Annotated in this window: 18 protein-coding genes and 1 riboswitch; of the genes, 13 read left to right on the top strand and 5 right to left on the bottom strand. The window is 42.2% G+C overall.

Annotation, left to right across the window (positions count from 1 at the left end; genetic code table 11):
• Positions 1 to 30 precede the first annotated feature (30 nt).
• Positions 31 to 660, bottom strand: a complete 630-nt coding sequence (locus tag ACN6MY_RS01305) for an SIMPL domain-containing protein (RefSeq protein ID WP_419882479.1) — start codon at positions 658 to 660, stop codon at positions 31 to 33.
• Positions 661 to 791: 131 nt separating this feature from the next.
• On the opposite strand from ACN6MY_RS01305, the gene rluF reads away from it, so the two are divergent.
• Complete coding sequence (gene rluF, locus ACN6MY_RS01300; protein WP_419882478.1) at positions 792 to 1,478, top strand: 23S rRNA pseudouridine(2604) synthase RluF; 687 nt, start codon at positions 792 to 794, stop codon at positions 1,476 to 1,478.
• Between the two features lie 40 nt (positions 1,479 to 1,518).
• Here rluF and ACN6MY_RS01295 read toward each other — a convergent pair whose 3' ends face one another.
• The 3 genes from ACN6MY_RS01295 to ACN6MY_RS01285 form a co-directional block, all read right to left on the bottom strand.
• Positions 1,519 to 1,719: a YwbE family protein gene (locus ACN6MY_RS01295; RefSeq protein WP_090988530.1), complete on the bottom strand. Its 201-nt coding sequence runs from the start codon at positions 1,717 to 1,719 to the stop codon at positions 1,519 to 1,521.
• Positions 1,720 to 1,911: a hypothetical protein gene (locus ACN6MY_RS01290; RefSeq protein WP_419882477.1), complete on the bottom strand. Its 192-nt coding sequence runs from the start codon at positions 1,909 to 1,911 to the stop codon at positions 1,720 to 1,722. It lies immediately after the preceding gene.
• A 106-nt stretch (positions 1,912 to 2,017) separates the two neighbouring features.
• Positions 2,018 to 3,559 (bottom strand): FAD-dependent oxidoreductase, encoded by a 1,542-nt coding sequence (locus tag ACN6MY_RS01285; protein ID WP_419882476.1) that lies wholly within the window; start codon positions 3,557 to 3,559, stop codon positions 2,018 to 2,020.
• Between the two features lie 534 nt (positions 3,560 to 4,093).
• On the opposite strand from ACN6MY_RS01285, the gene ACN6MY_RS01280 reads away from it, so the two are divergent.
• From ACN6MY_RS01280 to ACN6MY_RS01265, 4 genes are all read left to right on the top strand, one after another.
• Positions 4,094 to 5,287 carry a ParM/StbA family protein gene (locus ACN6MY_RS01280; protein WP_090988533.1) on the top strand — a complete coding sequence of 398 codons (1,194 nt, stop codon included), beginning with the start codon at positions 4,094 to 4,096 and terminating at the stop codon, positions 5,285 to 5,287.
• Positions 5,288 to 5,295: 8 nt separating this feature from the next.
• Positions 5,296 to 5,877 carry a hypothetical protein gene (locus ACN6MY_RS01275; protein ID WP_419882475.1) on the top strand — a complete coding sequence of 194 codons (582 nt, stop codon included), beginning with the start codon at positions 5,296 to 5,298 and terminating at the stop codon, positions 5,875 to 5,877.
• A 351-nt stretch (positions 5,878 to 6,228) separates the two neighbouring features.
• Positions 6,229 to 6,468, top strand: coding sequence for a hypothetical protein (locus tag ACN6MY_RS01270; RefSeq protein WP_419882474.1), 240 nt, complete (start codon positions 6,229 to 6,231; stop codon positions 6,466 to 6,468).
• A 21-nt stretch (positions 6,469 to 6,489) separates the two neighbouring features.
• On the top strand, positions 6,490 to 7,482 hold the full coding sequence (locus tag ACN6MY_RS01265) for a hypothetical protein (protein ID WP_419882473.1): 993 nt from the start codon (positions 6,490 to 6,492) through the stop codon (positions 7,480 to 7,482).
• Positions 7,483 to 7,534: 52 nt separating this feature from the next.
• On the opposite strand, the gene ACN6MY_RS01260 is transcribed toward ACN6MY_RS01265, so the two are convergent.
• Positions 7,535 to 8,833, bottom strand: a complete 1,299-nt coding sequence (locus ACN6MY_RS01260; RefSeq protein ID WP_419882472.1) for an NCS2 family permease — start codon at positions 8,831 to 8,833, stop codon at positions 7,535 to 7,537.
• 350 nt (positions 8,834 to 9,183) lie between these two features.
• Here ACN6MY_RS01260 and ACN6MY_RS01255 point away from each other — a divergent pair, with 350 nt between their 5' ends.
• From ACN6MY_RS01255 to ACN6MY_RS01220, 8 genes are all read left to right on the top strand, one after another.
• Complete coding sequence (locus tag ACN6MY_RS01255; protein WP_419882471.1) at positions 9,184 to 10,587, top strand: DEAD/DEAH box helicase; 1,404 nt, start codon at positions 9,184 to 9,186, stop codon at positions 10,585 to 10,587.
• Between the two features lie 94 nt (positions 10,588 to 10,681).
• On the top strand, positions 10,682 to 11,590 hold the full coding sequence (locus ACN6MY_RS01250; RefSeq protein WP_419882470.1) for a phosphotransferase: 909 nt from the start codon (positions 10,682 to 10,684) through the stop codon (positions 11,588 to 11,590).
• A gap of 255 nt (positions 11,591 to 11,845) precedes the next feature.
• Positions 11,846 to 12,193, top strand: coding sequence for a flagellar basal body rod protein (locus ACN6MY_RS01245; protein ID WP_419882469.1), 348 nt, complete (start codon positions 11,846 to 11,848; stop codon positions 12,191 to 12,193).
• A 22-nt stretch (positions 12,194 to 12,215) separates the two neighbouring features.
• Positions 12,216 to 12,860 carry a PspA/IM30 family protein gene (locus ACN6MY_RS01240; protein ID WP_419882468.1) on the top strand — a complete coding sequence of 215 codons (645 nt, stop codon included), beginning with the start codon at positions 12,216 to 12,218 and terminating at the stop codon, positions 12,858 to 12,860.
• A 98-nt stretch (positions 12,861 to 12,958) separates the two neighbouring features.
• The gene (gene liaF, locus ACN6MY_RS01235) at positions 12,959 to 13,687 is read left to right on the top strand and encodes a cell wall-active antibiotics response protein LiaF (RefSeq protein ID WP_419882467.1); all 729 of its coding nucleotides are present in this window, start codon (positions 12,959 to 12,961) and stop codon (positions 13,685 to 13,687) included.
• Complete coding sequence (locus ACN6MY_RS01230; protein WP_419882466.1) at positions 13,684 to 14,730, top strand: sensor histidine kinase; 1,047 nt, start codon at positions 13,684 to 13,686, stop codon at positions 14,728 to 14,730. The genes liaF and ACN6MY_RS01230 overlap by 4 nt, the downstream gene beginning before the upstream one ends.
• Positions 14,723 to 15,355 carry a response regulator gene (locus ACN6MY_RS01225; protein ID WP_419882465.1) on the top strand — a complete coding sequence of 211 codons (633 nt, stop codon included), beginning with the start codon at positions 14,723 to 14,725 and terminating at the stop codon, positions 15,353 to 15,355. The genes ACN6MY_RS01230 and ACN6MY_RS01225 overlap by 8 nt, the downstream gene beginning before the upstream one ends.
• Positions 15,356 to 15,485: 130 nt before the next feature.
• A complete protein-coding gene (locus ACN6MY_RS01220) occupies positions 15,486 to 16,679 on the top strand; it encodes a class I SAM-dependent methyltransferase (RefSeq protein ID WP_419882464.1) in 1,194 nt (397 codons plus the stop codon).
• An 83-nt stretch (positions 16,680 to 16,762) separates the two neighbouring features.
• Positions 16,763 to 16,869, top strand: a riboswitch (SAM riboswitch).
• Positions 16,870 to 16,888: the final 19 nt, after the last annotated feature.

Below are 16,888 nucleotides of genomic sequence, written 5' to 3'. Positions count from 1 at the left end.
ATGGAGCCAATTACACTGCATTTTTGTTCCTTATTGATACGTATAGTCCGCTTTGGCTGATGCTGAAATAAGCAATTCTCCCTGCTGGATGGGAGCACCGGGGCTCTTGGCAAAAACAGCACTTTGATAGGAAAATGGCTGAGGTGACTGGGAAAGTTCCTGGACATACACAGGCTTTTCGTTGAGGGAGACCCTTAATGTTTTTGCTGCTGCTTCTGCCTTACTCCTTGTTTGCAGTAATGCAAGGATGAATGCCTTGTTATAATACATTTCCGGGTTCTTTAAGGTAAAGCTGACACTGGCAACCGCATTCGCCCCATGCTGGACAGCTGTATCCACCAGCTCCCCTGCCTGTTCAATATCATCAGTTATGATCCTGATCATGTGAGTCACCCTGTAGCCGGCAGACACCGCTTTTCCTTCAGCATAATCATAAAGAGGATCCACTCTATACTCAATTGTTTTCATGTTTTCCTTCTTCATTCCCTTAGCCGCTAAAGCAGAAAGGATGTCTGTGATAGACTTATTATTCTCTTTCTGTGCGGATGCCGGATCCTTGGACTCTGTGACCGCACCAAGTGTTATGGCAGCCTGATCAGGTACGGCAGGCACAGAACCTTCTCCAGAGACAGAAATCAGCTTATGTTCTTTTTGGGGCATGTATTTTCCACTTCCTTTAATGGAGGTATATAAGTATACGGCTTGAGCTGGAACAGCATTCGCTTTTTCGAGTTTAAGTGCCGGATGTGTTACAATAAACGTAATTTTAGTGATATAAGGAATGTGAATAGATGAGAATCAATAAATTTATTAGTGAAACGGGCTATTGTTCCAGAAGAGAGGCAGACAAGCTTGTTGAGGCAAAAAGAATAACCATTAATGGCAAGCTGGCAGAGCTCGGAAGCCAGGCTGGGCCTGATGATGATGTCAGGGTTGACGGCAGGCCTCTTGGAGAAAAGAAAAAGCCGGTATACATTGCCTTGAACAAACCGGTGGGAATCACAAGTACGACTGAGCTTCATGTCCCTGGGAATATCATTGACTTTATCGGCTACCCAGAGCGGATTTTTCCAATCGGGAGACTGGATAAAGATTCGCAGGGATTAATTTTGCTGACAAATGACGGGGATATTGTTAATAAAATATTGCGTGCTGAAAATAACCATGACAAGGAATACATTGTCACTGTTAATAAGCCTATCACTGATTCTTTTTTAAAGGGAATGGCAAGCGGAGTGGAAATTTTAGATACAGTTACAAAGCCCTGTGAGGTATACAGGATTAATAGCAGGACATTTAAGATTATCCTGACACAGGGACTGAACCGCCAAATCAGGAGAATGTGCCAGGCATTCGACTACCGTGTGGACAAGCTTGAACGGGTCAGGATTATGAATATTCATTTGAATAACCTTAAATCTGGCAGCTGGCGCAATCTTACTGCCAGCGAACTTCAGGACTTGATGAACAAATTATAAAGTAAAAAGCATTCAGATGACATTCTGAATGCTTTTTACTTTAAGGCTGCTTTTTAATTTCCTGTACTCTTCCCACTTGACCATCCGTGAGTCGTACTTTAATTCCGTGCGGGTGAAATTGGGAATTTGTCAATATATCTTTCACAATGCCGCTGGTAAGTTTTCCGGTTCGCTGATCTGCCTTTAAGACAATATCCACTGCGGTTCCGGGTATAATGTCTTTGCGGTTCTGTCCATTCATTTAAACACCTGTTCTTCTTCGCTGATTATTAGCTTTTTTTGTTTGCTGGCTTTTCATTTTTTTTGTTGTTTGTGGAGAGTTGGTAGAAGATTTTCCAGATTCTCCCTGATTTTTCTTGCTTTCCAGCTGCTTTTTAATTGCCTCTTGCAGGCTTATTTTCTTTTTAGGTGCTGATTGTTCTGATTCACTCATTTAATATCCCTCCTGAGCAGGTATGCAGTAACTACAGTATAATCGATAATGCCTGCCAGCTGTGAGTTATTTTCACTACCCGTGCAGATAAAGAAGGAAAGGACAATTAGTCTTGGTCCTGATGATTTTGGTTTTCTATAACATTCAGTGGTTCTACAGCAGGACCTTCAAGGACTTCCCCTGAAATCGAGAAGCGGGATCCATGGCAAGGGCAGTCCCATGATCTGTCGCCGCTGTTCCATTCCACCTCACAGCCCATGTGCGTACAGGTGGAGTCGACTATATGAAGCTTTCCTTCTGGATCACGGTAGCAGCCAGCCTTCTGTCCATTAACTTTGACGATGGCTCCCTCGTCATTGGCAAGGTCTTCTGGATTTTTGTGTACAATGGAAAATTTACCCTGAACTAAATGCTTCGCAACATCTGCATTATCCTTGATGAGATTCTTAACCCCTTTAACACGGCTGGGATGAAATAAGTCTGCATATGGATTTTCTCTTTTTAAAATATGATCAGTAAGAATCCTTGCAGCTGCAGTTCCATTGGTCATCCCCCACTTGGCATAGCCTGTAGCTACCAATATATTATGGTGGTTTACGGTTATCGGGCCAATATAGGGGAGATGGTCTGGAGTGATTAGGTCCTGCGCCGACCATCGATATGGAATTTCCTTTACGCCCAAGTGGTTTCTGCTGAACTTCTCCAGTTCTTCGTAATGCTGGTGTGTTGATATGCCCTGTCCTGTTTTATGACTTTCCCCGCCGGCTAAAATCAGCTGTTCTCCATCCACCATAGTGTAACGCAGTGAACGTGAAGGGCTGTCTGCACTAACATACATCCCTCCAGGATATTCCTCATCAATTTTTACACCAAGCACGTATGATCTTTCCGCATGCATTCTGGCAAAGTACAGACCCATTTCATCATTAAAAGGGAAGTGTGATGCTGTAATCAGATAACTGCAGCGTATTTTTTTCTTGTTATCGGTTATAATGACGGGATTGTCGCCATCCTCCACCTTCATGGCTGCTGTATGCTCAAAAATTCTTCCCCCCGACTGCTCGATGGATGGAATCAATCCGGCAAGGTATTTTACCGGATGAAATTGAGCCTGGTTTTTCATCACAACTGCACCCATGCAGGGAAGGGAGAAAGGAAGCGATTCGACAAATTCTCCGGGAATGTCCAGAGATTTATATGCTTTTAATTCATCAATGATACTGTCTGCATATTCCTTTGTTTGTGCGTATACGTAAGCATCCTCAATGGTTAAGTCACAATCAATATGTAATTCTTCTGATAGATTTTTAATAAAGTTCATTGCTTCATGGTTTGCTTCATAATATAACTTTGCGCTTTCCCGGCCATGCTCTTTTATCAGGCGATCATAAATCAATCCATGCTGTGCAGTCACTTTGGCTGTTGTATGGCCTGTGGTGCCGTTCAGCAGTTCCCCAGATTCTATAAGCACTGTTGGAACTCCTGCCTTGGATAGAAGATAAGCAGCTGTTATGCCGGTTATTCCTCCTCCTACAATCGCTACTTCTGTCTCTATATCTTCTTCTAGTTTCGGAAAAGACGGGATGGAAATGTGATCTCTCCAATAAGATTCCGGGTACTTCGGCAGGCTTTGCGGCTTGTCAGCCATAAATAACCCCTCCTGTATTTTTAATCAGATTAAGTCCATTTATTACCATACCCATATTCGAAATTTATACACGGCTTTTACAGAGTTAAATGTTCACCTTCATTAAGAGATATCCATTAGCAGTTTTTTGAATATTGGTTTTTCTTTCTTTTATTTTGCAGGGGGAGAAAGGGAGGTGAAGGACAGCTGGACAACGCTTGAAATTTGTATGTTTACAAAATTGTATACTTGTAAACATTTTTGTATGTGTTGTATACACTTTTCGTTTACATGTGTACAAACATGTATACATGTTGATATGACGGGATGTATACAATTTTAAATATCTTGTACACGAATTTGTTTACATGTATACATAAAAGTATGCAACTAAAGAAGTATTGACCAAACGTGGGATTTTTTTTATTCTTAGTGTAATGAGTTTTTTTGTATGTGGAAAAAGCTCATAAAAAAAGATGGCCGTGTAAGGCCGATAAAAAGTGAATAGAGCATGTTAAGAGTTTTATCATTTTTTATAAGGGAAGGAATGGTTTGATGAGTAACTCAAGAATCGCAGCAGTTGATGTAGGAAATGATGCAATTAAAGCTTTGTTTGGCAAAATGGATTCTGAACTTTACATACCAAATGTCATCGCAAGAGATATAGAAGACCGCCCGGTAATCGGTATTGAAGATTTGGATGACAATGATCCTATTGAAGGTATTCATATTAGGGTCCACTCCCCTGCCCTTCAGGATAACAATGCAATCTACCGTGTGGGTAACCTGGCTACGAAAGCTGACAATCCGTCTGAGTTAGATCCAGGAAGCAGCAAGTCGGAAGAAGACCAGACATTAATCATGCTTTTTGCAGCACTTGCACTTGATGCAGTGAAGGAAGAGAATAATCAAGTTTTCAAGTCGAATAATTCAGTTGTTGAAGCAAATTATACATTAGGAACAGGATTGCCCCTTCGTGAAGTAAAGGAAGGAAAGGATGTCGGCTACCGCTCCCGTCTTCTTGGGTCTGTTCATCAGGTTGAATTCCTTGTAACTCCTAAGTATCAGGGGAAAAAGGTGAATATCCGATTTGATGAGGTCAAAATTTATCCAGAGGGATTTGCAGCTTTCATAAATCTGGTTATGGACAATGATTCAAATATCATAAACAGAGATTTAATAGACAAAAGAATTCTTATTCAGGATATTGGCGGATTATCTACAGACATCGCTGTAATCAAGAACCGCAAAGTGGATGATGATAAGGCCCAGGGATTTAATCTTGGTGTGGCAGAAGCGCTCGAGGCAATCAGGGAAGAAATCCGCTCCAAGCATGGAGTTGAATTGGATAGCAGAAGAGATGTGGTTGAAATCATTACGAAGAAGAATGATAGAAACCATATTATGGTGCGGGGAAGCAGGACAAGTGTACATGACATTACTGACCGCATACTCGGGGAGCTTGCAAAAAAACAGTACCGCCACTTGCGTAATGTCTGGCAGAAGAATTCCCAGACTGAAATCTGCTACTTCGTTGGTGGAGGAGCGATTGTACTTAAAGATTATCTAAAGACATTGAATAACAACTTGGATGGCTATAACATTGACTTCTTTGAAGATGAAAAAGAGAGCATCTGGATGATGGCAAATGCTTATTATAAGCTGATCTCAGAATTCGCCAAGAGAAATTCAAGAGCTGCAAAAGCAGATACCAAAAAGGAAGAACAAAAAGCCGGATCTGCTAAATAGGTGATAAAATGAAAAAACCAAATTCTTCAGAAATTCAAAGGGGACAAGCCATCACATTCCGCATCCCCTCTGATGTGCCTGATCATATTTTAAGGCAGCTGCAGAAGTTAAAGGAAAAAGAGAAAAGAAATTTTTCCAGTAAAGTGGCTGAGTATGTTTTAGATGGAGTGGGAAATGAGTCTGTACAGGACAGAGAGATGATTTCCATCCCGCTCCCGCAGAAACTGAATAAATCTCAGCGTGATTGGCTGAAGCATGCCCATTCTGAAGCAATGCTTGGAAGCATCCTTTTTCAGCTGCTGTCAGATCCGCTGAGGGCAACATCTTTGCTTGCATCTTTGAACAGCAGCGCTCTGGAAATTGATGAAGCTCTGTATTTGCAAGACCATTTTCCATCTGTTTCTCCTTCTGAGGCAGAGACAGAGACGGTTACGCAGAAACCGCAAAAAAATAATAATGATCAGGACCTGGACGATTTTGATTGGTCCTCGCTTAATCAGGATTCTTCTGGCAAGTTAGAAGAAGAACAAGAACAGGAAGAAAGCCTGGATGATTTATTAGGTGACTTTCTGGCTCAAATGAATAAATAAAATTTTAAAAAGCGTCTGTTTCCTGCAGACGCTTTTTGTTTTGGCTCTTTTTTATAGATTGTTGTATTTTTCATAAAAAGCGGATTTCTCTTTGAGGAAGAATGGCTATTGGCGGGTTTATTTTAAGGATTTTATAAGGCATTTATGAAGAGATATCTTTGGAATGTGGATGATATTAACATCTTTCTAGTAAAATAAACTCTATTAATCCCCAATTTGGTCCATATCGATGATATAATTGGGGAAGCTTTCATGCTGGAATTTTTCCTGTTTGCCGGTCTTTTAATATTTGCATGCACACGTGCAGGCAAATGGGTACTACATGGAACGATATGCTTGGAGGGTAGTAAAATGAGATTCTTGCCGCTGGTATTAGCGCATGTTACTGCAGATGCCCATGTGGAAAATGATTTTCAGCTATGGCTTTTGCTTGTTTGCAACATCTTTATGGTGATAACTGGATTCATTTTTATTTATAAGCTGTTCAAACAAAGAACTGGGCGGAAATTGGCTATCATCTTCGGAATTTCGCTGATGGTTAACTATGTGCTGGTTTTAATTTTTGGAAGTGCTTTTGATTTGTTAGGCTAGAAAGAATAGGAGGCTGGAATTTTGAAATTCTACCGATTATGGGTTATCGCTTTTTTTCTGAAATTTGCGGGGTCAGCCTGGGATGCTTCTTATCATTTTAAGTATTTATTTGAGAAATACTCTATCCCTCATATTGTTAATTTTGCTGGTTTTGCGATTGGCGCTTTTTTGCTTTTTCAGGAGTGGAGAAAGCTAAAATATATGGACGGCTTATCAAGAAATATTGCTACAATAGGCTATGTTTTATTCCTGATTGGAATCCCTCTGGATTTCAGCTATCACATTGCTTATGGAATTGACCTTACAACATGGAGCCCGACGCATTTTGTTTACTATATAGCCACTGCAATCATGATTGCGGGCGTGTGGCGCGGCTATCACCTCTATACTAAAGGCAATAAGCCTGGATGGAAAACCTATCACACATGGTTTGCTATGTTCCTGCTTGAATGCCTTGTTTTCCCGAACATGCAGCAGGAAAACGGTTCTATTTCTTATGATCAATATATTCATGGCAAATCCATTGCTTCACAGGAGATACTGGATTTGCTGTCTGATCCGGCATCACAGATCTTCGGCGGAATTGCACCATGGTTGTATCCGCTCTATTCAACGGCTGTAGTATCTTTATTCACTGTTTTTGTGATCCGGTATTTCCGGAATTCCCGGATTCCGCTCGCAGCAGCTGCCTTATATATAGGTTTAAGGTTTATCGGCAAGCTGATCTTTTTTGAAGTTGGCTATCCAACGTCATATGTGCCTATTACCCTATTATTCATTCCATTATGCTATTTGCTCATAAAAAAAATTCCTTGGGCAGCAGGATTGGCAGGAAGTATTCTTTACTTCACCGCACTTTACGGCATCTGCCAGTCAGGAGTGCTGATAACGCCGCCGGCAGTTCTGTGGGAGATCATTCCCGTTGCACTTATCGGTGCCATTACACCACTTATCCTGACTTTAAAGCATGGCCAATCCGATCAAGAGAGCCTGCAAGAACAAAATGCAGGCTGAAAAAACCGTTCGCTATAAATGGCGAACGGTTTTTTTGCCTAACAATATTCAGTTACCTCGCGATGAATATCAGCTGGTATAAAAACAAAATGGCAAAAATGTAAACCAGGGGATGGACCTCGCGATACTTCCTTTTGGCAAGTTTCATAATCGGATATGAAATGAATCCAAGTGCGATTCCGTTGGCTATACTTGATGTTAAAGGCATGCTGACAATAACAAGGAAGGCCGGAAATGCTTCATCGAAATCATGCCAGTTAATTTCTGAAATGTTTTTTATCATAAAACTGCCGACAATAATCAGGCTGGGCGCCGTAATGGCCGCGACACCTGAAAGCGCGCCGACCAAAGGGCTGAAAAAGGCGGTTATCAAAAATAATACGGCAACTGTGATGCCAGTCAGACCTGTTTTGCCTCCTGCTGCGACACCAGCAGAGGATTCAACAGTGGCAGCTGTCGGGCTTGTACCAAACATGGCGCCAATGGCCGTACCAATTGAATCAGCAAAAAAGGCGCTTCCTGCCTTCTCTAATTTTTCGTTTTTAAGTAATCCTGCCTGCCGCACGATGCCAAGCAGGGCGCCAGTCGTATCGAAGAGCATGACGAGCAGAAAGGAAAAGACGACTCCATACAGCCCATAATTAATTACATCATTAACAGAAGTGATAGGGTTATAAACGACAATGCCTTCTGGCAAATGAGGCAAAGCAATAATGCCTTTAGTGAAATGCAGCTGTCCTGTAAAGTAAGCAATTGCCCCGGTAATAATCATCCCGATAAACAATGCCCCCTGTACATTTAACGTCATCAGGATAATGGAAATAACTAAACCGATCAGTGTAAGTGCTACCTTTGGGTCGCTGAAATTTCCAAGGGTCACTAAATTAGTCGGATGATCGGCTACGATTCCAGATAAGCGGAGACCGATGAAGGTGATGAATAAGCCGATTCCGGCGCTGATTGCATGCTTTAAGTTATTAGGTATCGCTGCAATGAGCTTTGAACGGAAAGAGGTAAGCGATAAAATTAAGAAAATGATGCCTGTCACGAATACGGCAGAAAACGCAATGGTATATTGAATATGGTGCGTCCCAAGAACAGAGTAGGCGAAGTATGCATTCAATCCCATTGCAGGCGCGATAATAATCGGGTAATTTGCAAAGAAGGCCATGCTCAATGTACCAATTAAGGTAGCGATGATTGTTGCTGAGAAGGCCTGGTTAAAAGGCACGCCAGCGTCTGATAGGATCATTGGGTTGACGACAACCACATAGGCCAGAGTAAGAAATGTCGTAATCCCGGCTAAAACCTCAGTCTTAACCGTTGTTTTTCTTTCTTGAAGTTTGAACATGCTGCCACTCCTTTTAAAATAGAAACCTCCTTGCGTATAGCAAGGAGGAAAACGTTACTCCAAAGCTTGAATATTGTTAGTTTGTTCAAAAATGAAAAATCCTATAAATTATAATCAATTACAGTGAAAAGCACAATAATGTAAAGGCGAAGTGCCATCGATTATCGGCATGTAAACGCTTCAATCCAAAAATAAGTTTTATTCCCGGAAAAAAACGCGTTAAAAGAGATATTTTAAAGGGTGAATTGCTGTTTTCGAAACATTGGACAAACAAGGAAATTTTCAAAAGCAAGCTTATAATGGGAATGTTATACTAGACAAAAATCATTATTAGAATAGGCAGGTACGATATGAAATTTAATCAGCTTGGAATCAGCCCGGCATTTGAAAATATATTGAAAGAACGGGGCATCATGGAACCCACACCCATTCAGGAACAGGCAATTCCTGAAATACTGTCAGGAAAAGATGTTATTGCCAAAGCACAGACTGGAACGGGAAAGACCTTTGCTTTTTTGCTTCCGATATTGGAAAAATGGAATATAGAGTCTTCGTCGATTGAAGCATTGATTGTCACTCCTACCAGGGAGCTTGCCCTGCAGATTACACAAGAACTGAATAACTTTGCAGAGCATATTGATGGCTTTGAGGTCTTGGCGGTTTACGGAGGCCAGGATGTTGAGCGGCAGATGAAAAAGCTTCAGCGCAATATATCTGTGGTGGTTGCCACACCAGGCAGGCTTTTGGATCATGCCAGGAGGGGAACGATTGACTTGTCTCATGTAGAAAAGCTGGTCCTGGATGAAGCAGATCAAATGCTTCATATCGGATTTTTGCCGGAAGTGGAAGAAATTATAGAACAGCTTCCATCTGACAGGCAAACGCTGCTGTTTTCTGCAACAATGCCGGATCAAGTGAAGTCATTGGCACAAAGATTCATGGTCCAGCCGATTACAGTGGCAGTGAAATCTCAGCAGATAACGGTAGAGAAGATCAGGCAGCTGGCAATTGAAACAACAGATCGTGCCAAACAAGATACACTTATTACAGTGATGAATGAAGAACAGCCATTTTTGGCTATTATTTTCTGCAGGACCATAAGGAGAGTATCAAAGCTGAATGAAGCTTTAAAGGGGGCAGGCTATAAATCCGAGGAGCTTCATGGTGACCTTTCCCAGGCAAAAAGAGAGCGTGTCATGAAGAATTTCCGCAATGCTTCCATTCAATATCTGGTAGCGACGGATGTCGCAGCACGCGGCTTGGATGTTGAAGGAATTACACATGTTTTTAATTATGATATCCCTGAGGATGCTGAAAGCTATATCCACAGAATCGGCCGGACTGGGAGAGCCGGTGAGAATGGATTGGCTGTAACTTTTATCGCTACCAAAGACCTTCAGCTTCTGGGTGACATTGAAAAAGGCATTTCCATGAAAATTCCGAGAAGGAAAATAGAAGGCATTCATATGAATCAGCCGGATGAGGTGCAAAAAAAGGCTAGACAGGGATCAGGAGAAAGAGGACGGAAAGAATTCTCCCGTGAAAGCAGCGGAAGCCAGAGAAGCCGGGGCCGCCGCACTGATGGCGATAGTTCCCGTTCAGAATCCCGCAGCGGCCAGCGCAGGGCCGATAAGCGAAATGGCAGTGAGGACCGGAGGAAAAGGCCGGAAACCTCAAGTGCCCGCCCTGAAGGCCGCCGCGGCAGGGAAAGCGGACGATCGGATAGAACCGGAAACGGCCGCAGAGGCAGATAGGATTTTTTTGGCCAGTTAAACGGCGCGTCAGCAGAGATCACCGGAAAAGATTAACAGGGCCACTTTGAAAAAAACATGAATGGAGAGCATGCCTATGAACAAACCATGGCAAGCCGAATATCCGGTTAGTGCTGAAACTGCAAGGAGCATTATTCATCATCAATTTCCTGAGCTTTGTCCAGCGAATGTTACAATACTGGGCAAAGGATTTGATAATACTGTTTTTGGAGTAAATGGCGAATATGTATTCAGGTTTCCGCGCCGTGATATCGCTGTGCCTCTGTTAAGCACAGAAAATAGGCTGCTCCCTGCTCTTGGTCCAGTGCTGCCTCTAAAAATACCCGAGCCCGTTTTTTTTGGAAAGCCTGAAAAAAGTTTCGCTTTTCCTTTTACAGGCTACCGTCTTGTAAAGGGGAAGCTGCCTGTAAATGAATCACACCAGGCACGGGCTGTTTCAGCTAGGAAATTGGCTTATTTTCTAAGAGCTCTTCATGATTTTCCTGAAGAAAGGGCCCGTGCCCTGGGAGTTTTGCCTGATTCTATGGGACGAATTAATATGCAGGTGCGAAAGCAAAAGCTCGCATCCAATATCAAACAACTCTTTGATGCCGGATACACAGATGACGCGAAAATAGCAGGTGAGTACCTGTCTCATGCAGAAACAGTAAATAATAATAGTGGAAATCAATTAGTTCATGGAGACATCCATGTCCGCAATGTCATTTTAGATGAAAAGGGCATGCTTTATGGAATCATAGATTGGGGAGATGTTCATTTAGGAAATGCGGCAGTAGACATTTCCTTTATTTATAGTTATTTTCCTCCAGATGCACGCAAAGAGTTTTTCTCGATTTATGGAGAAATAGATAGGGAAACAGAAATATTAGCACGCTTCAAGTCAGTATATACGCTTATTAACCTGTTCCTTTACGGCCATGATCAAGAAGATGATCATCTTATTGCACTGGCCAGAAAAGGACTGAAGCTGTCAATGCTTGATTGAAACATAACTCGGCGGATGCCGGGTTTTTTTGTTGGCTGTTTTCCGCTTCAATAAATCAAAATTTAAGATATGGCAGCCTTCGCAAAATACAGGGAAGCGGTATGTAGTCTTTCCGTGCTTTTTAATAGTATAGAAAAAGGCGTATTCGCTTACAAATACGCCTCAAGCCTTATGTGAAAATATGGCCTGAGCTCATTATGAAAAAGGGGAAAGGCAGGTAAACTTGGAGTATAGATTGAAAGGAGGAATATATAAATGAAAAAATTCGGATTAGCAGCTGCGGGGGTTATCGCGGCGATAATTTTGCTGGCGAATGTTGGCCCGCTGGCTGGTTTGGCAATAAGCCTGGTGATTTTATATTTTGTGTTCAAACAGTTTATTAAAGCAGAATCCGCATGGGGAAAGGTAATTTGGGCAATTATTTCCCTCGTTGCACTTTCTGGAGCGATAGCCAACATCCCATCTGTTATTGGCATTGCCGCTGCCCTTGTTCTGTATTTTGTTTATAAGAAATGGAATGAAACAAAAAGTGAGCAAGTTAGCGGAGAAAAAGATCCTTTTATTAATTTTGAGAAACAATGGGCGGATTTAAATAAAAACTAATGTGATAAGGGAGAGAAAAAATATGAACGTATTTACAAGAATAAAAGAGACAATTGCTGCTGATTTTCATGAACTTCTGGATCAAAAGGAAAAGAAGAATCCTCTTGCTGTCTTGAATCAATATATGCGCCAAAGTGAACAGGAAACAGAAAAGGTGCGCAAGCTTGTAGAACGCCAATACCAGCTGAAGGAAGAGTTTACACGGGAATTGGCATATGCGCTTAATTTGGCCGATAAACGGAAGCATCAGGCAGAGGTAGCTGCCAAGGCCGGGGAAACCGGGCTGCAGGAGTTTGCTGAGCGTGAAATGGATCAATACGAAAAGCGTGCAGAGCGATTAAAAACGGCACTTCATGATGCAGAGAATCAGCTGCAGGAGCTTGAACAGAAATACGAAGAAATGAAGCATAAATTAAAAGACATGAACATCAAACGCCTGGAACTGATGGGGCGCGAGAATGCTGCTAGAGCTCATTATAAAATCAATAGCGTGCTGGATACAGAAAGCAATGCGGAAAAGCCATTTATGCGGTTTGAAGAAATGGGACAATATCTGGAGAGGCTCGAAGATACGGTTAATTCTTCTTATCACCATCAAACCATTGACGGCAGAATCGCCCGCCTTGAAAAGGAATTGAAAAATAAAGAAACCCATTCTATTTCTTAAAGCAATCGTGGTATTCTTAAAGGGGCGCAGATTTCTGCGCCTCTTTGAAATATATGCAGCAATAAAAAAGCAGTATCAGCGAAGGGAGAGGCCCTGTGATGAATAGACATAGAACAGAGTGGATTGGCTGGGTTTTTTTAACTGGCATTGTACTGCTATTTTTAGAATTAGTATTTTTTGATGGGGATTTATTCATTTCACTTCCTCTATCCTTCGGGTGCTTATACCTTGGCAAAAAAAAGTATCATCGTGCAATAGGGAAAATGCTGTTTTGGATAGGTCTATTCAGTACGGTTGTAATTGTGCTGCAGATGATTGTCTTTAAATTTTTTATTTTAGCTATTCTTGCTTATCTTTTATACACTTTTTATCAATCGAAAAAGAATCCGGATCATATCAATCCGGTACTGATAGAGTCTAAGAATTGCGGCCAGGAGCCGCTGATCAAGAAGAATTCTCTTTTTGAAAACAAGCTGTTCGGAGGCAGGAAGACGCCTGACCATGTTTATGAATGGAATGATGTGAACATACAGACCGGGATTGGTGATACTGTCATTGATCTGAGCAATACAATTCTTCCTAAAGGAGACACCTTCATTTCCATCCGGGGTATTGCGGGAAATGTCCGCATTTTAGTTCCATATGATATGGAAGTGAGCATTCACCACTCTGTCATTGCTGGAAGTACGTCGGTTTTCAATAACCAGGACAGAAAAATTTTTAATAGTATTCTTTCCTTCCAGACACCTGGATTTAATGAGGCAGAACAGAAAATTGCCATCATCACCTCATTGCTTATCGGAGATTTAGAGGTGAAGCGGATATGAGCATTCTTATCCGGCAGATTATCAGGAGTGCGGCCATTTCTTTCGCTATGTCGATCCTATTGCCTTCGCTTGTGTTTTTTATATATCCGCTGTCCGATTGGTCACTGTTATGGAACAGGAAAATCATGAATTTCCCATTTGCGCTCTTTTTGCCGATTACCAGTGTTATTCTTGGTGTCCTCTATGGAGCCATTTCGGGTGTTTACTGGAAAAGGCAGCTTGCTGAAGTGGGGGATGAGTTATATAAAATATCACAAGGCTCTGCATCTTCCTTTGAAGGAAACACACAAGTCCAGGAGTTTGCCAGAATTTCAGCACAGCTTGAAAATGTGCGCCGGCATATCGCTGAACGGGCCAAATCGGTTCAAAAGCTGTCCAATGAAAAAGTGAAAGATCAGGAAAAATATATTCAGGAAATTATTTCGCAGGAAAGAAACCGCCTGGCAAGGGAGCTCCATGATTCAGTCAGCCAGCAGCTGTTTGCCGCCTCGATGCTCATGTCAGCCATAACCGAAAGCAGGCAGGATACTGACAGCAATGAAATGAAGCAGCTTAAGCTAACAGAGAGTGTCATTCATCAGTCACAGCTTGAAATGCGGGCACTTCTCCTTCATTTGCGCCCGGTGCCGCTAAGAGGCAAATCCCTGCAAGAGGGCATTACCTCATTGCTTGGGGAGCTCGTTCAAAAAGTTCCGATGAAAATCACATGGAAGATAGAGCCTGTTTCCATGGACAGGGGGATAGAGGATCATTTATTCCGCATTCTTCAGGAGTCTGTTTCCAATACCCTAAGGCATGCCAAAGCTTCATCACTTGAGGTTTCATTAATATCAAGAGACGGCCTGATTATCTTTATAATTGCAGATGACGGCTGCGGCTTCCGCTCAGAAAACTCCAAAGCAGGTTCTTATGGGCTTCATAATATGCAGGAGCGTGCAGCGGAAATTGGCGGCACAATGAAAATAGTCAGTGTGATCAATAAAGGAACAAGGCTCGAAGTAAAAGTGCCATTAATTTCTACAGGAGGTGAAGATATTGATTAAAGTATTGCTTGTAGATGATCATGAAATGGTAAGAATAGGGGTATCTTCTTATTTATCTATGCAGGCTGATATAGAAGTGATCGGCGAGGCAGATGATGGCGGTGCAGCAGTCAGGCTGGCACTTGAACTGCGGCCGGATATTATATTAATGGATCTTGTCATGAAAGAAATGGACGGGATTGAGGCAACCAGATTGATTATTGAAAAATGGCCGGAAGCAAAAATCATTATTGTCACAAGTTTTCTGGATGATGAAAAGGTGTACCCAGCTCTTGAAGCAGGAGCTTACAGCTATATGCTGAAAACCTCCAGGGCAAGTGATATAGCAGAGGCAGTGCGTTCTACCTACCATGGCCATTCCGTGCTGGAACCGGAAGTTACAGGCAAAATGATGAAAAAAATGAGAACACCAGCTGTGCGGCTTCTCCATGAACAGCTCACAAACAGGGAAATGGAAATTTTGCTGCTGATAGCACAGGGGAAAACCAATCAGGAAATCGCAGACGAACTATATATCGCCCTGAAAACCGCAAAGGTGCATGTTAGCAATATTTTGAGCAAACTGGAAGTGCAGGATCGCACACAGGCCGTCATTTATGCATTCAAGCATGCACTGGTGAAATAACAGGGAAAACTGGAGACTCTTTATAAAAGGCGGTCTCTTACATAAAATGAAGATTCTCTAAGCGGAAATATATTACCCGCTATAGCAGGATGAAAACGAAACAGGCTTTGACAAAAATGGAGGATAGGATATGGAAGACAACACTTATTATACTGACATCCTTCAAATAGGCTCTCTTTTAAACCATGCGGGAATACCCTATGAATTTACCGGGGCTTCAGCACTATTGCTGCAGGGGGTCATTCTGGAGGATGAAGATAAAATAACCGTAAGCGTACAATGGGATCTGCTTCAGCAGGCATATAGCCTTTTTGAAACCTTCCAGCCTTCTCAACTCGTGAAAACGCCGGAAAAGGCAGAGTTTCATCTTAAGATCAACCATATCGAAGCGGTAATAAGCTTCTTTTACAATACCACTGTTAAAACGGATCCATACCGGATAGCCATTCCGCATGGCGGCGAAGAGATCTGGTGCCGTTCACTTTACAGCCATTTATATGATAAAGAAATGAATAGATTCAGCAGCAGCATCCACGCCCATCTATTGAAGCAGCAGCAGGGGTTCACCGAGCATAATGAGCAGGCCTGGAACCAGAATAATTATCTGGCGCTTATTAACAGGTACGGACGCCCGGAAGATATGGCAGAAAAAATCAGGCAGAACCCTGCTTGGAGGCTGCATCCCTTCTATAAGTATTTAGGTGAACTTAATGGAAAGAAAGTAGCCCATTTGATGGGGTCAAATGGAGTGAAAGCAGCAGCACTGGCATTACTGGGTGCAGAGGTTACGGTGGCTGATTTTTCAAAAGAAAATAAAGCATTCGCAGAAGAACTGGCTGCTTCCTGCGGGGTCGATATAAACTATATCGTTTCAGATGTTCTTTCGCTGCCTCAAGCAGAGCTTGGCGGAAAATATGATCTTGTTTTAATGGAGCTTGGCGTTCTGCATTATGTAATCGACCTCCAGCCGTTAGCAGAGGTTATCGGGGGCTTGCTGAAGAAGGGCGGAAGGTTTGTCCTTCATGAGTTTCATCCTATTTCGACAAAGCTGATTTCATCTTCAGGAAAAAAACATAAAGTAACCGGCAATTATTTTGATCCAGAGATAGAAAATAATAGAGTGGCATTTACCAAGCATATGCCCGAGCAAGAGCAGGAAAGCCTGTCAAATGTTGTCCAAAGAAAATGGTCCATGGGCGAGCTGATTACGGCTATTGGCCAATCAGGGCTTGTTATTAAGGTGCTGGAGGAGGAGCCGAATCATAAAATCCACGATATCGGGCTTCCAAAAACCTACACACTTGTCTGTGAAAAAACATATTAATGTATTATTGAAAATTATCTAACAATAAAGTTGACGGATTACCAAGTTTCGTAGTAGGATTAATTTATGTAAAAATTGAATAGTACTTATCGAGAGAGGTGGAGGGACTGGCCCTTTGAAGCCCGGCAGCCGCTGACATAGTCAGAATGGTGCCAATTCCAGCAGAGTCATGCACTCTGGCAGATAAGCAGGGGATAAATCGAAACTTC

The organism is Peribacillus sp. B-H-3, from assembly GCF_048572925.1.
Classification (GTDB): Bacteria; Bacillota; Bacilli; order Bacillales; family DSM-1321; genus Peribacillus.
The sequence above is the reverse complement of the archived record's forward strand: the minus strand, read 5'-3'. Positions and strand labels throughout refer to the sequence as shown.

What these genes read in the sequence shown, in the direction of transcription:
- ACN6MY_RS01305 (WP_419882479.1), bottom strand. Translation starts at nt 660, where the DNA reads ATGCCCCAAAAAGAACATAAGCTGATTTCTGTCTCTGGAGAAGGTTCT.
- rluF (WP_419882478.1), top strand. Translation starts at nt 792, where the DNA reads ATGAGAATCAATAAATTTATTAGTGAAACGGGCTATTGTTCCAGAAGA.
- ACN6MY_RS01295 (WP_090988530.1), bottom strand. Translation starts at nt 1,719, where the DNA reads ATGAATGGACAGAACCGCAAAGACATTATACCCGGAACCGCAGTGGAT.
- ACN6MY_RS01290 (WP_419882477.1), bottom strand. Translation starts at nt 1,911, where the DNA reads ATGAGTGAATCAGAACAATCAGCACCTAAAAAGAAAATAAGCCTGCAA.
- ACN6MY_RS01285 (WP_419882476.1), bottom strand. Translation starts at nt 3,559, where the DNA reads ATGGCTGACAAGCCGCAAAGCCTGCCGAAGTACCCGGAATCTTATTGG.
- ACN6MY_RS01280 (WP_090988533.1), top strand. Translation starts at nt 4,094, where the DNA reads ATGAGTAACTCAAGAATCGCAGCAGTTGATGTAGGAAATGATGCAATT.
- ACN6MY_RS01275 (WP_419882475.1), top strand. Translation starts at nt 5,296, where the DNA reads ATGAAAAAACCAAATTCTTCAGAAATTCAAAGGGGACAAGCCATCACA.
- ACN6MY_RS01270 (WP_419882474.1), top strand. Translation starts at nt 6,229, where the DNA reads ATGAGATTCTTGCCGCTGGTATTAGCGCATGTTACTGCAGATGCCCAT.
- ACN6MY_RS01260 (WP_419882472.1), bottom strand. Translation starts at nt 8,833, where the DNA reads ATGTTCAAACTTCAAGAAAGAAAAACAACGGTTAAGACTGAGGTTTTA.
- ACN6MY_RS01255 (WP_419882471.1), top strand. Translation starts at nt 9,184, where the DNA reads ATGAAATTTAATCAGCTTGGAATCAGCCCGGCATTTGAAAATATATTG.
- ACN6MY_RS01250 (WP_419882470.1), top strand. Translation starts at nt 10,682, where the DNA reads ATGAACAAACCATGGCAAGCCGAATATCCGGTTAGTGCTGAAACTGCA.
- ACN6MY_RS01245 (WP_419882469.1), top strand. Translation starts at nt 11,846, where the DNA reads ATGAAAAAATTCGGATTAGCAGCTGCGGGGGTTATCGCGGCGATAATT.
- ACN6MY_RS01240 (WP_419882468.1), top strand. Translation starts at nt 12,216, where the DNA reads ATGAACGTATTTACAAGAATAAAAGAGACAATTGCTGCTGATTTTCAT.
- liaF (WP_419882467.1), top strand. Translation starts at nt 12,959, where the DNA reads ATGAATAGACATAGAACAGAGTGGATTGGCTGGGTTTTTTTAACTGGC.
- ACN6MY_RS01230 (WP_419882466.1), top strand. Translation starts at nt 13,684, where the DNA reads ATGAGCATTCTTATCCGGCAGATTATCAGGAGTGCGGCCATTTCTTTC.
- ACN6MY_RS01220 (WP_419882464.1), top strand. Translation starts at nt 15,486, where the DNA reads ATGGAAGACAACACTTATTATACTGACATCCTTCAAATAGGCTCTCTT.